General features: G+C 67.5%; 14 protein-coding genes. 10 read left to right on the top strand and 4 right to left on the bottom strand.

The window, feature by feature from the left end; genetic code table 11:
- Positions 1–52 precede the first annotated feature (52 nt).
- Positions 53–763, bottom strand: a complete 711-nt coding sequence (locus H0X90_RS32180) for a response regulator (RefSeq protein WP_006498855.1) — start codon at positions 761–763, stop codon at positions 53–55.
- A gap of 219 nt (positions 764–982) precedes the next feature.
- Between H0X90_RS32180 and H0X90_RS32175 the strand changes: the two genes are divergently transcribed.
- From H0X90_RS32175 to H0X90_RS32165, 3 genes are all read left to right on the top strand, one after another.
- Positions 983–1897, top strand: coding sequence for a glutaminase (locus H0X90_RS32175; RefSeq protein WP_077188772.1), 915 nt, complete (start codon positions 983–985; stop codon positions 1895–1897).
- A gap of 180 nt (positions 1898–2077) precedes the next feature.
- Positions 2078–2728, top strand: a complete 651-nt coding sequence (locus tag H0X90_RS32170) for a hypothetical protein (RefSeq protein ID WP_077188771.1) — start codon at positions 2078–2080, stop codon at positions 2726–2728.
- Positions 2729–2946: 218 nt separating this feature from the next.
- A complete protein-coding gene (locus H0X90_RS32165) occupies positions 2947–3582 on the top strand; it encodes an isochorismatase family cysteine hydrolase (RefSeq protein ID WP_077188770.1) in 636 nt (211 codons plus the stop codon).
- Positions 3583–3607: 25 nt separating this feature from the next.
- Here H0X90_RS32165 and H0X90_RS32160 read toward each other — a convergent pair whose 3' ends face one another.
- The gene (locus H0X90_RS32160; RefSeq protein ID WP_006498851.1) at positions 3608–4339 is read right to left on the bottom strand and encodes a ribonuclease T2; all 732 of its coding nucleotides are present in this window, start codon (positions 4337–4339) and stop codon (positions 3608–3610) included.
- A 35-nt stretch (positions 4340–4374) separates the two neighbouring features.
- Between H0X90_RS32160 and H0X90_RS32155 the strand changes: the two genes are divergently transcribed.
- Positions 4375–4959, top strand: a complete 585-nt coding sequence (locus H0X90_RS32155) for an OsmC family protein (protein ID WP_227739690.1) — start codon at positions 4375–4377, stop codon at positions 4957–4959.
- Between the two features lie 78 nt (positions 4960–5037).
- On the opposite strand, the gene H0X90_RS32150 is transcribed toward H0X90_RS32155, so the two are convergent.
- Entirely contained in the window at positions 5038–5610 is a 573-nt protein-coding gene (locus H0X90_RS32150) for a hypothetical protein (protein WP_006498849.1), read from the bottom strand.
- Positions 5611–5703: 93 nt separating this feature from the next.
- Positions 5704–7107, bottom strand: a complete 1404-nt coding sequence (locus H0X90_RS32145; protein WP_077188769.1) for an HdeD family acid-resistance protein — start codon at positions 7105–7107, stop codon at positions 5704–5706.
- A gap of 339 nt (positions 7108–7446) precedes the next feature.
- On the opposite strand from H0X90_RS32145, the gene H0X90_RS32140 reads away from it, so the two are divergent.
- From H0X90_RS32140 to H0X90_RS32115, 6 genes are all read left to right on the top strand, one after another.
- Positions 7447–8085, top strand: a complete 639-nt coding sequence (locus tag H0X90_RS32140) for a hypothetical protein (RefSeq protein WP_077021267.1) — start codon at positions 7447–7449, stop codon at positions 8083–8085.
- Between the two features lie 47 nt (positions 8086–8132).
- Complete coding sequence (locus H0X90_RS32135; RefSeq protein ID WP_077021268.1) at positions 8133–8699, top strand: helix-turn-helix transcriptional regulator; 567 nt, start codon at positions 8133–8135, stop codon at positions 8697–8699.
- A 78-nt stretch (positions 8700–8777) separates the two neighbouring features.
- A complete protein-coding gene (locus H0X90_RS32130; RefSeq protein WP_006498847.1) occupies positions 8778–9359 on the top strand; it encodes an HD domain-containing protein in 582 nt (193 codons plus the stop codon).
- Positions 9360–9414: 55 nt separating this feature from the next.
- A complete protein-coding gene (locus H0X90_RS32125) occupies positions 9415–10143 on the top strand; it encodes a bifunctional 2-polyprenyl-6-hydroxyphenol methylase/3-demethylubiquinol 3-O-methyltransferase UbiG (RefSeq protein WP_006483165.1) in 729 nt (242 codons plus the stop codon).
- Between the two features lie 271 nt (positions 10144–10414).
- Complete coding sequence (locus tag H0X90_RS32120) at positions 10415–11608, top strand: efflux RND transporter periplasmic adaptor subunit (protein WP_006483156.1); 1194 nt, start codon at positions 10415–10417, stop codon at positions 11606–11608.
- Positions 11609–11610: 2 nt separating this feature from the next.
- The coding region (locus H0X90_RS32115; protein ID WP_230878121.1) for an ATP-binding cassette domain-containing protein at positions 11611–12410 on the top strand (800 nt) is incomplete at its 3' end.

Here is a 12410-nt window from a genome sequence, read left to right as displayed (position 1 = left end):
CCGGCAGGCGGAATGCCCGCGCGGAACGTGACGGCGTCGCGCGAGCGCGGCGTCATTCCCACGCGTGCTTGCTGAATTGATAACCCTTGCTGCGGATCGTCTTGATCCGCTGCGGGTTGCTCGCGTCGTCGCGCAGCTTGCGGCGCAGCTTCGAGATGCGCCCGTCGATCGTGCGGTCGAGGCCGTCGAATTCGACGCCGCGCAATTGCAGCATCAGGTCGTCGCGGCTGACGACTTCGCCCGCATGACACACGAGCGCCCACAGCAGGTCGAATTCGGCCGACGTCAGATCGGGCGTGCTGCCGTCGGGCAGCACGACGGTGCGGTCGGTGCGGTCGATCGAGAACTTGCCGAACGCGTAGCGCTCCGGCTGCGGCGCGGTGCTTTCGGCCGCGCGCGCGGGCGCGCGGCGCAGTTGCGCCTTGATCCGCGCGAGCAGGATGCGCGGCTCGACCGGCTTGTGCACGTAGTCGTCCGCGCCGAATTCGAGGCCGAGCAGCTCGTCGAACGGTTCGTCGCGCGCGGTCACCATGATGATCACGCCGTCGTACTGCTTGCGCGCCTCGCGGCAGATTTCGAAGCCGTCCTTGCCCGGCAGGTTCACGTCGAGGATGACGAGATCGGGACGAATGGACAGGATCGCCGGCACCGCGGCATCACCATGCAGCACAGTGTCGACTTCATAGTCGTTCTTGCGCAGGTAGCCGGCGATCAGCGTGGACAGGCGGGTGTCGTCTTCGACGAGCAGGATGCGAAAAGACATGGGCAGCGGTCGGATCATCGGGGAAGCCGCGGCGGCGCCGGCCGGTGCCGGACGCCGGCCATCGGCCGAAACGTACCGCATGATACTGCGCCCGCCGCTTGCCTGTTTGCCGGTCTTGAAAATAAGGGCGCGATTCCGCCCGCGCTTGACGAATCGGCGCCGGGACGGTTCCATACGGGCTCGCCGGAATCCGGCCGTGCCTCTACCCTGCCTGACGCGATGAATTACCAGACGACTCTCGAACGCATCCACACCGAACTCGCCCCCTGGATTGGCCAGGGCCGGGTGGCCGACTACATTCCCGAACTCGCAAAAGTGCCCGCCGACAAGTTCGGGATGGCGGTCGTGACGCTCGACGGAAACGTTTACACGGTCGGCGATGCGCACGAGCGCTTCTCGATCCAGAGCATCTCGAAGCTGTTCGCGTGCACGCTCGCGTTCCAGCTGCTGGGCGACGAACTGTGGGAACGGGTCGGCCGCGAGCCGTCCGGCACCGCGTTCAACTCGCTGGTCCAGCTCGAAAGCGAGCGCGGCAAGCCGCGCAATCCGTTCATCAATGCGGGCGCGCTGGTGGTCACCGACGTGCTGTGCCGCCGCTTCGTGAAGGCCGAGACGGCGCTCGTCGAGTTCGTGCGGCGGCTGATCGGCGCGAACGACATCGACTACGACTCGCGCGTCGCGCTGTCGGAGTTGCAGCACGCGGAGCGCAACCGCGCGATGGCGCACTTCATGGCGAGCTTCGGCAACATGCAGATGCCGCCCGATACCGTGATCGACGCGTATTGCCGCCAATGTGCGATCGAGATGAACTGCGTCGAACTGGCCAGCGCCGCGCTGTTTCTTGCGAACGGCGGTGTCGCGCCGGCGACCGGCGAACGGGTCGTCGATTCGAGTTCGGCAAAGCGGCTGTCGGCGCTGATGCTGACCTGCGGGACGTACGATGCGGCGGGCGATTTCGTGTATCGCGTCGGGTTGCCGGCGAAGAGCGGCGTCGGCGGCGGGATCGTTGCGGTGCTGCCGGGGGAGATGGCGGTGTGCGTGTGGGCGCCGGGGCTCGATGCGAACGGGAACTCGTTGGCGGGGACGCTGGCGCTGGAGTGGTTGACGACGTACACGGGAAGGTCGATTTTTTGAGAAGTCTCAGTGGACACTCGCGTCGTCCGGTGCCGTGACAGCGTATTGATGTCGACGCGCACCACGAAGTGACGCCATTACGTCGGCGAGATTGTCGACAATGTCGTCACAACGCCGCGCGGGACGGGCACGGGGAATGGACATCGTTGCTTTGCTCGACGACAACAAGGATCCAGCGTGATGCAGACCAAGAACAGAATTCACGTCGTTTCAACCGCTCATACCAGGCACGGCTTCGTCAACCCCTTGGCCGCCGTGACGGCATTGAGCCTGTGCCTGCCGTTCGGCGGCGCACATGGGCGATCGGCGGATGCCCCACCCGACGGCAGCGGGGCGTCGCACGTCGAGTCGCGAAGCCCGGCGAACCTGACCGTCACGCAAGCGCTGCAAGGCATGCTGGAGCTGATTCGGATCAGCAATCAGGTTACCGACATGACACCCGACGCGGTGCACCGCAGCTTCGGCGTGCAGACCCACGCGATCGATCAAGACAGCTTCGGCTACGGCCAGCGCCTGCCCGGTAACTGGGCGGTCGGTATCCAGCGGTTCGTGGTCTATGGAAGAGGGACGCGCGTAGAACTGGGCTTTGATCCGATTCCCGGAATGCCGGCTGCTCCGCTGACGACATGCGAGCCGAATTTCGCGCAATTCACTGGAGCACTGGAGTCGATGGGGTTCAATCATCGTACCCACTACGGCGAGCACGGCCGCCGGATCTCCGAGATCTTCTGGCGCGAGCAGATGTCCGTGGAGGTCGTCCCCTACAGAGAACGCGGCGATAACGGTGAGCCGCCGGCCCCGGCTTGCGTAAGAACGGTACGGGTGCGATAGATCGCTGTCGCCGCAACGCGCGATTCCGGCAAGCATCGCAACGAAACGCCGTGATCCCCTGCCGTCAAGCCGCGCTGGAAATCGTTCGACTCGTTGATATCCTCGGGAAATATCCAACCGAGACTGCGCAACGCGCGAGCACGCTGGCGCCGCCGTGACCGACGATACGGAACAACCGACTTTCCCGACATTCCGCAGCGATTACTGGAGCCCCACGCATGAATCCGGACAACGCATCAAAAGTCGCAACGACGGCCCGCGCGCATGCCAACAGCCATTCCTCCTCGCCGATCCCGCGCATCGCGCCATCCCGAACCGCGCTGCTCGTCATGCATTACCAGACCGACATCCTCGGCCTCTTTCCGTCGGTCGCCCCTGAATTGCTCTCGAATACGCGCCGCCTCTGCGACGCGGCGCGAGCGGCCGGCGTCGGCGTGTGGTTCGCGAATCTCCGCTTCAGTCCCGGCTATCCGGAAGTCAGTCCGCTCAACAAGAACGGCCAGGGCATCAAGCAACTCGGCCTCTTCATCGACGATGCCCCCTGCCCGGAGCTGGCCAAACAGCCCGACGAGCAGCTGATCCTCGCCCACCGCGCGAGCGTGTTCTTCGGCACCGATCTGCAGGCGCGGCTCATCGCCCAAGGCGTCGATTCGCTGATCATGGTCGGCATCGCGTCGACCGGCGTGATGCTGTCGTCGATCGCCCATGCGAGTGACGCCGATTTCCGCCTCTACACGGTCAAGGATTGCTGCTACGACCCGGACCCGATCGTCCACGAGCATCTGTTCGCCACCGCGTTCGAATCGCGCACGACGGTGCTGTCGCTCGCGGAGGCGCTGCGGCTGCTGGCGTAACGACGGCCGAGCCGCAGCATCCGCCTTACTTCGCGATGAACACGCCCGACGTCGGGCACGTGCCCTGCGTGTTGCCGTCCGTCACGAGCGACGCCGCGCTCGGAAACTGCGCGGTCGCGTTCGTCTTCACCGCGATCCACGCTTCGGTGAAGTAGCTCACGCCGTTCGTCTTCGTGCACTTCAACGACACCGCGCTGCGCGTGTTGCTGCCGAACGCGCCTTCGAACGCCGACAGCAACTGGTTACGCGTGACCGTCTTGCCCGCGTTCGCCTGCAGGAACGCGTTGAACGACGTGTTGCCGAGCCGGCTGATCATGCCCGACGCCTGGTTCCAGTACGCATCGGGCGTCGCCGAGTTCGAACAGGTGCCGTGCTTGAACCACTCGTGCTTGTCGAGACAGGATGCGACGCCCGGCATGTACGTCGAGAGCGTGTTGCGCGTCGCGCTGCTGATCGGGTACGCGTCCATGCTGCACCACTGGTGCGCGTTGTCGAGGTCGATGTCGTTCTGCGGCACGCCGCAGTAGAACGGCTGGTTGCCGTCGTAGCGGTTCGGCCACAGCCCGTGCAGCGACAGGCTCGTCGCCGCGTACGATCCGGCGAGGTTCGTGCATTCCGGTGTGTCGTGCGACGCGCAGAAACCCGGCTCCCACGATGCGGCGAGCAACAGGTAGTCGTAGCTGGTCTGCGCGGCGGCGTGCAGTGACACGGAAGCGACGGCGAGTGCGGCAGCGGCGCGGGCGAGCGTCTTGAGCATGGCGTGTTTCCTCGGAAAAGGCTTGCGGTCGCGGGATGCGCCGCAAGGTTGTCGAATGTCTGCCCGCGATTGTTGCTGCCGCAACGTGGCACGAATGTGAAGGTGCACGAAAGAACGCGCGGGGTACCGCCGAACCTGTTACAGCCGGTACCGGTACCGGCGATTGCCTTCCGCCGCATGCGCCCCCGGCATACGCTGTCGCCACTTTCATCCTGCAACGGAGCATCCCCATGGTGACGGCCACACGGCTGGGCAAGCCGTACTGCGTCGAGATCGGAAACGGGCGCAGCGTCGTGCGCTCGGACACCCACAAGGCAGGCAAAGGCGGCGACGCCGGCCTGCGGCCGCACGAGTTGCTCGAAAGCGCGCTGGCGGCCTGCGTCTGCATGTCGGTCGAACTGGCAGCGGAACGCGCGGGCGTGACGCTGCCGGCCTGTACGGTGGACGTCACCCTCGAACGCCGCGATGTCGAAACCGGTTTCGACATCGCCCTGCGCTTCGTGGTGCCGCTGTCGCAGGCGCAGCACATACTCGTCCGCGACGCGGTACGGGCCTCGCCGGTCGCCCGAACGCTCGGCAAGCCGATACGGATCGGGCCGGCCACGATCGCGCACGACTGAGCTGATCGTCACGGATGCCGCATGGTCGGCACCCGTGCGTCGACGGTCGAACGGCACGCGCTTACCGCACGTGATCGCTCAGGTGCCGAGCTGCGTGCACGCGCGCGCCGACGCTTCGGGCCCCTCGAGCGCGAGAATCTGCCACACGCCGATACTGACGCGCTGGCGCGCCGCGGTCGACTCATCGGCCAGCAACGCCTCGACACGCGGTGCGACATCGGGCGCCTTCTGCTGCAGCGCCGCGTGGTGCCGCGCGCGCGACGCCGGCCCGGATTCGTACACGTCGCACAGGCGCACCATGCCGGCGAGGCCGGCCAGATCGTCGTCCTTGTCGATCGCGCGCGGCTCGACGGGCGCAAGGCCCTTGCGCTCTTCCGGCGGCAGCTTGTTGCGCGCGCCTTCGTCGATCGCCGACGCGGAAGCCGGCGGCAGGCCGCCGATCGCCGCGACGATCCTGCTGCCCGCGGCGATCATGTCGCCCTGGCACATGATCTTCTCGTCGGCCGTGACGTTCGAGCAGAACGATACCGACATCCGATACACGTCGTTGCTCATGCGCGGCACTTCGTCCATGCCCGCCTGCGCGAGGCCGGCGCTCGCCAGCGCCAGCGCGGCGGGAATCACGATGCGGAACGTTCTCGTCTTGTTCATTGTTGTCGTCCGTGGGTGCGGGTAGCGGGCAATATCGCCGGGCCGCGCCGGGCGCCCTTCGTGATGCCGGGCCCGCGTCCGGCATCACGCGTTTCACTTCATCGACGCCGCCTCCGAGCCGCCCGGCGACAACGCCGCGCTGTCCTGCTCGCGCCACGCACGCCGCGACGCCATGATCGCGCTCACCGCCGAGCGCGCCACCTTCCACCATGCGAACGGACGCGGATCGGCGAGCATGCTGAGCGCGCGCGCATAGTCGAGCGTGAGTCCGGGCGTCCACGCCATCGTCACCGCGCGCTTGCGGATCTGCGCGGCCACCCACAACTCGGGGGTGAGCAGCAGCCGCACGAATGCACCCCACCCGGCCCGCGCGCCCTTCAGCCGCCACACCGCACCGTCGAGCGCCGCCTCGAGCGCGTTCGACACGGTGCTCGAGCAGTTGCGGTGCGTGAGGTTGTACGTGACGTTCTGCCGATACGACGACCAGAACGCCTCGAGCTTGGCCGGATCGTAGTTGCGGATGCGCACGCGCACGGTCGACGGGCACCACGCTTTCGACTCGGTCGCATAGTCGGGCTGAAACAGGCCGGGCACGTCGTTCTCGCGCGTCGCGCGCAGGATACGCGTGAATTCGTCCGGAGAACGATCGATCTCGACAGCCGGATACAGGCTGATGTAGATGCCCTCCGGCGATTCCAGCGCCGCATGGCCGGTCGAGATCACGCCATTGACGTCCACCGCCGCGATGTAGCGATCGATCACCGGATAGCGCTGCGCTTCGGCCTTCGACGTGCCGGTCGGGGTCCACACGTGCACGGTCAGCGCCCGCTCGCCGTCGGCCGGCGGCCCGTCCCATTCGGATTGCGCGAACTGCGGCGGGTACTGCGCATCGTCGAGATCCGGCGCCAGCGCCGGCGCGGGCGAGGTCGCGAACGCCGGATTGCGCGTCAGCCGCCGCACGCGCGCGGCGAGGCTCAGCATGTGCATTCCGCCGAACATCAGCAGCAGGCCGAGGCAGTACGGCACGGTGCCCGCGTAGTGCGTCGGGTACGGCTGGAAGAAGAAGACCGCCAGCAGGATCTCGACGACACCCCACGCGAACGCGACATTCCAGCGGCGATAGCGCACCATCCACGCGGACGTGCACTGCAGCAGCCCGTCGACGAGGAACAGCGTGCCGAAGATCATCGACAGCAGGAAGTGGCCGTGATGATGGCCGGCAAACACGAGCCCCGCGGCCACCACGACCGCGATGCCTTTCACGTAGCGCAGAATGCGCTGGCCGCCGACCCCGCTGCCGGCCACCGCGAGCGTCGCGAGCCCCTCGATCAGGAACAACCATGCGAACAGCTCGATCGGGAAATGCAGCGCACCATCGAGCGCGTCGATGAAAATGCCGACGCCCGCCACCACCCACAGCCAGCCGAGCACGGTCAGCCCGCGCCAGCGGGTTCGCAGATATTCGATGCCCAGCAGCAGCAACACCAGTCGTACCATTGCGCCCTCGTATTTTTTCGGGATACGCGCGGCCTCGCGCCCCCTGTCGTTTCGACCGCGCGTCGGGCGACGTGCCGGCCGGAAGGCGGTTGTCGTGGCCGGCCCGTCATGTCGTCAACGTGATCGATGGCGGCCGGCACGCGCCGCTCTGGCCGAATAATAAGATATGGCGGAGCCGGTTGAAAGCCTGGCGAAAACGTTTTCGGCGGGGCGCGGACGGGCGCGGCTGCCCACTGCCACGGCAGGGTTCGGGTTCGACAACGTGCGACGGATACGCGAGAATCCAGCTTCCGAGGGCGAAAGCCACCCAACCGAACCGCACAGACGGGACAACAAGAAATGAGCACATCCATCACGCGCCGGCGCCTGCTGGCCGCCGGCGTCGCCGCGAGCAGCCTCGCGCTGTCGGGCTGTTTCACGCCGAAGCTGTACAAGAACGACGCGTACAGCGAACACGTATCCGCATTCATGATGACCGAAGACGGCAAGAAACTGGTCGTCCTCGGCACGCGCTACCATTACATCTTCGATCTGCCAGCCCAATTGCGGCCGGTACTACTGTCCGGCTACCGGAAATCGGTACGCACGACATTCGAGGGCTTTCACGCGAGCGGCGGCAGCGTCACCGGGCATTACCGGATCGTGCTGCCGAAAGACGCTTCGGACGACGATCGACGGGCCGCCTCCGCCGACGGCTTCGCCAGCGAGCCGGCCGGCCTCGTGCTCGAAGGCGACATCGACGGCAAGCGCTACTCGACCGAAGGCTTCGTCGAGAAGGACAAGGCGGCCGCGCAACCGTTCAACCGCCCGTACTCCGTCTACATCAAGGAATCGCCGTCCGTCGTCGGCATGGGTCTGCGGATTCTCGCCACGCCGATCACCGTGGCCGCCGACGGCGTACTCGTGCTGGGCGGCATCGTGCTCGTGCCGTTTGCGGCAATCGCGATCCAGGCAAACGGCGGCATCAGAATCATGTAACGGCGCTGTCACGGCGCGCACGGTACGGTCCCAACAGGAACATCGTCATGACCGCCTCACCGCTTCATCCATCCTCGCTCGGCCCGCAACTCAAGCGCTGGCGCGCGCTGCACCGCGTAAAGCAAAGCCATGCAGCCGAACTGTTCCGCGTCGCGCAATCGACGATCTCCCGCTGGGAAGCCGGCCTTCAGCAGATGTCGCCCGCCGAGCGCGCGACGGCCGAACGGCTGCTCGCCGCGCGCCTCGATTCCGCGGGCGACCACGCGCTCGCGCGGCTGATCGCCGGCAGCACGGGCCGCATGCATCTCGTGTGCGACCTCACGCACCGCCTGCTGGCCAGCTCGCCGGCGCGCGCGGCCGAGTTCTCGCGGCCGCTTTCGACGCTGCTCGGCGCGTCGCTGTGGCGCTATGCGACGCCGGAAATCGCCCGCATGGAAGCCGCGCTCGACCCGCTCGGCTGGTACGACCGCGCGGGACCGCCGAGCGTCGAGTTCGATACCGGCGCGAACGCGTCGCGCGTCGTGCCGATTCGCGGCAGCCTGTGCCGATGGACGCGGATGACGCTGTCGGACGGCTCGGCCGTGCGGCTCGTGGAAACGCTGGACGCGCACTGACGCCCACGCATATTTCATGCGTGGACACCCCGCGGCCGGCCGGCGTACGCTTGGCGGTTCATCGCAAGGACGCCGACCATGAATCCCGATACGATCCGCGCGCGCCTCGATTTCCTGCGCGACGCCGAACGCCTGAAAGACGTGCTGCGCAGCGGCCACACGTCGGCCGGGCGCGCGGAAAGCACGGCCGAGCATAGCTGGCGGCTGTGCCTGATGGCGCTCGTGTTCGCCGACGCGCTGCCCGGCGTCGATACGCTGAAGCTGCTGAAACTGTGCGTCGTCCACGACCTCGGCGAGGCGCTGCACGGCGACATCCCCGCGATCGAGCAGGCCGCGCACCCCGACAAGAGCGCGCACGAACGCGACGATCTGCTGACGCTGACCGCGTCGCTCGACCGCGCGGCGCGCGACGAGATCGTCGCGCTGTGGGACGAATACGAGGCAGCCACCTCGCCGGAAGCCCGCGCGGCGAAAGCGCTCGACAAGCTCGAAACGATCCTGCAGCACAACCAGGGCAGCAATCCGCCCGATTTCGACTATGCGTTCAATCTCGGCTACGGCCGGCGCTATACCGACGCCGCGCCGCTGTTCAGCGCGATCCGCGAGATCGTCGATGTCGACACGCAGCGCAGGATCGACGCGGGTGGGCAGCGCGCGTAAGCTCGCGGGATCGGGCGTACCACCTTGCGCGCCCCACCCGCACCTGAGCCGACGCATGACGCAGAACATCTACGACGACCCGGCCTTCTTCGAAGGTTACAGCCGCCTGAACCGCTCGATTCACGGGCTCGACGGCGCGCCCGAATGGCCCGCGCTGCGCGCGCTGCTACCCGACCTGCACGGCCGTCACGTGCTCGATCTCGGTTGCGGCTACGGTTGGTTCAGCCGCTGGGCCGCCGACCAGGGCGCTGCCGGCGTGCTCGGCATCGACGTGTCCGAACGCATGCTCGAACGCGCGACATCGACCACCGCGCATCCGGCGATCACGTACCGTCGCGCCGACCTCGAAACGCTCGCGCTGCCGGATGCCGCGTTCGACCTCGCGTACAGCTCGCTCGCATTCCACTACGTCGTGCACCTCGACACGCTGCTGCGCACGATCCACCGCGCGCTCGTGCCGGGCGGCCGGCTCGTGTTCTCGATCGAGCATCCGATCTATACGGCGCCGCGCCGGCCGGGTTTCGTCGTCGATGCGCAGGGCAACCGCTCGTGGCCGCTCGACGGCTACCAGCGCGAAGGCGAACGCGTGACCGACTGGCTCGCGCCGGGCGTCGTCAAGCAGCATCGCACGCTCGGTACGCTCGTGAACCTGCTGATCCGCAGCGGCTTCACGCTCACGCACCTCGACGAATGGGCGCCGACGCCCGGGCAGGTCGACGCGCTGCCCGCTCTCGACGAGGAACGCGACCGGCCGATGATGGCGATCGTCGCCGCGCGGCGGTAGCGCGGTCGCGGCGGATCGCCGCCTTCACAGATCGAAACAATTGCACCGTCCGGCCCGCGCATCGATACGGCGTCCACACAATTCAGCACAATTTCCACACGATTTGGCGCGAATTCCTCGCTTACCATGAGCGCCTGATTCGATTCGGCACGCCCGCGCGATGCGTACGCGGAACCCGTCGCGGGCAACACGCCCGGCACGCGGCGCCGACCGGATCGTTCCGTTCGGCCGCACGCATCGCCGGCGCCCGCTTCATCCTCGCTGCATTCTCATGACCCAGAAGACCCATCGCCGCCGGCGCATCGTGCTGGCTACCCTTGCCGTCGTCGCAATCGCCGTCGGCGTCACGCTGAAGGCCTGCGCGCCCGACAAGCATCCGCAGTACCTGTCCGCGCCCGTCACGCGCGGCGATCTCGAGAACGCGGTGCTCGCGACCGGCGCGCTGCAGGCGTTCAGGCAAGTCGACGTCGGCGCGCAGGTGTCGGGGCAGTTGAAGACGCTGAAGGTCAAGCTCGGCGACAAGGTCACGAAAGGCCAGTGGCTCGCCGAGATCGACCCGGTGATCTCGGAAAACGCGCTGCGCCAGGCGCGCGCCAGCGAAGAAAGCCTGCGCGCGCAGCAACAATCGACCGCCGCGCAGTTGACCCAGGCCGAACTCGCGTTCCGCCGCCAGCAGGCGATGCTGCCCGACGACGCGACGTCGCGCGAATCGTTCGAGGCCGCGCGCGCTGCGCTCGACGTGCAGCGCGCGACGCTCGCGTCGCTCGCCGCGCAGATCCGTTCGGCCCGCATCCAGATCGAGACCGCGCAGGCCAACCTCGGCTACACGCGCATCGTCGCGCCGATCGACGGCGAGGTCGTCGCGATCGTCACGCAGGAAGGCCAGACCGTGATCGCGCAGCAACAGGCGCCGGTGATCCTGAAGCTCGCGAATCTCGACACGATGACCGTGAAAGCGCAGGTGTCGGAAGCGGACGTGATTCGCGTAAGCGCCGGCCAGACCGCGTATTTCACGATCCTCGGCGAACCGGACAAGCGTCACTACGGCAAGCTGCGCGCGATCGAACCGGCGCCGCAGAACTACGCCGAAGCGCAAAGCCCGCTCGGCGGCGGCGCGGGTGGCGGCGCGAAACCGAACAGCGCGGTGTTCTACAACGCGCTGTTCGACGTGCCGAATCCCGAGCACCGGCTGCGCATCGCGATGACCGCGCAGGTCAACATCGTGCTCGGCAACGCGCGCAACGCGCTCAGCATTCCGGCCGCCGCGCTCGGCGAGAAGCGCAAGGACGGCACCGTGGCGGTGCGCGTGCTGCGCGCCGACGGCAGCACGGAAACGCGCCATATCCGCATCGGCATCAACAACAACGTGCGCGTCGAAGTGCTGGCCGGCCTGAAGGACGGCGAGCGCGTCGTGATCGGCGAAGCGTCGGCGGACGAGCGCGCACCGCTGTCGGACGTGGTGTAACGATGCGCCAGCCCCTGCTGAAACTCGCCGCCGTCACGCGACGCTTTCCGGCCGGCGACAAGGACGTCGTCGTCCTGAACAACGTCAACCTGTCGATCGACGCGGGCGAGATCGTCGCGATCGTCGGCGCGTCGGGGTCCGGCAAGTCGACGCTGATGAACATCCTCGGCTGCCTCGATCATCCGAGCGAAGGCACCTACACGGTCGGCGGCCGCGACACGCACATGCTCGACAGCGACGAGCTCGCGCAGCTGCGCCGCGAGCACTTCGGCTTCGTATTCCAGCGCTATCACCTGCTGCCGCACGTCGACGCGGTCGCGAACCTCGAAATGCCGGCGATCTACGCGGGCACCCCGCGCGCCGAGCGGCATGCACGCGCCCGCGCGTTGCTCGCGCGCCTCGGGCTCGCGGATCGCGCGCATCACCGTCCCGGCCAACTGTCCGGCGGCCAGCAGCAGCGCGTGAGCATTGCGCGCGCGCTGATGAACGGCGGCCAGGTGATCCTCGCGGACGAACCGACCGGCGCACTCGACACGAAAAGCGGCCAGGACGTGATCCGCATCCTGCACGAGCTGAACGCGCTCGGCCATACGATCGTGATCGTCACGCACGACAAGGCGGTGGCGCGCCATGCGCGGCGCATCATCGAGATCAGCGACGGCGAGATCGTCGCCGACCGGCCGAACCGCCACTACGCGGAGGCGCTCGCGGAAGTCGGAATCGGCGCAGCCGACGTAGCCGAAACGGCAGCCGAGACGGCTTCGTCGCCCGCGCCACACGATGCCCCGCCGCCCGCCGACAC

The sequence above is a fragment of the Burkholderia sp. 9775_39 genome (assembly GCF_015712225.1).
Lineage (GTDB): Bacteria > Pseudomonadota > Gammaproteobacteria > Burkholderiales > Burkholderiaceae > Burkholderia > Burkholderia cenocepacia.
Note: the sequence above shows the minus strand (reverse complement) of the source record. Positions and strands in the feature narration are given on the sequence as shown.

Excerpts from the sequence above, each read along its gene's own strand:
- H0X90_RS32170 (WP_077188771.1), top strand. The coding sequence starts at position 2,078 with ATGCAGACCAAGAACAGAATTCACGTCGTTTCAACCGCTCATACCAGG.
- H0X90_RS32145 (WP_077188769.1), bottom strand. The coding sequence starts at position 7,107 with ATGGTACGACTGGTGTTGCTGCTGCTGGGCATCGAATATCTGCGAACC.
- H0X90_RS32120 (WP_006483156.1), top strand. The coding sequence starts at position 10,415 with ATGACCCAGAAGACCCATCGCCGCCGGCGCATCGTGCTGGCTACCCTT.
- H0X90_RS32140 (WP_077021267.1), top strand. The coding sequence starts at position 7,447 with ATGAGCACATCCATCACGCGCCGGCGCCTGCTGGCCGCCGGCGTCGCC.
- H0X90_RS32135 (WP_077021268.1), top strand. The coding sequence starts at position 8,133 with ATGACCGCCTCACCGCTTCATCCATCCTCGCTCGGCCCGCAACTCAAG.
- H0X90_RS32130 (WP_006498847.1), top strand. The coding sequence starts at position 8,778 with ATGAATCCCGATACGATCCGCGCGCGCCTCGATTTCCTGCGCGACGCC.
- H0X90_RS32125 (WP_006483165.1), top strand. The coding sequence starts at position 9,415 with ATGACGCAGAACATCTACGACGACCCGGCCTTCTTCGAAGGTTACAGC.
- H0X90_RS32155 (WP_227739690.1), top strand. The coding sequence starts at position 4,375 with ATGCGCCGCAAGGTTGTCGAATGTCTGCCCGCGATTGTTGCTGCCGCA.
- H0X90_RS32175 (WP_077188772.1), top strand. The coding sequence starts at position 983 with ATGAATTACCAGACGACTCTCGAACGCATCCACACCGAACTCGCCCCC.
- H0X90_RS32160 (WP_006498851.1), bottom strand. The coding sequence starts at position 4,339 with ATGCTCAAGACGCTCGCCCGCGCCGCTGCCGCACTCGCCGTCGCTTCC.
- H0X90_RS32150 (WP_006498849.1), bottom strand. The coding sequence starts at position 5,610 with ATGAACAAGACGAGAACGTTCCGCATCGTGATTCCCGCCGCGCTGGCG.
- H0X90_RS32180 (WP_006498855.1), bottom strand. The coding sequence starts at position 763 with ATGTCTTTTCGCATCCTGCTCGTCGAAGACGACACCCGCCTGTCCACG.
- H0X90_RS32165 (WP_077188770.1), top strand. The coding sequence starts at position 2,947 with ATGAATCCGGACAACGCATCAAAAGTCGCAACGACGGCCCGCGCGCAT.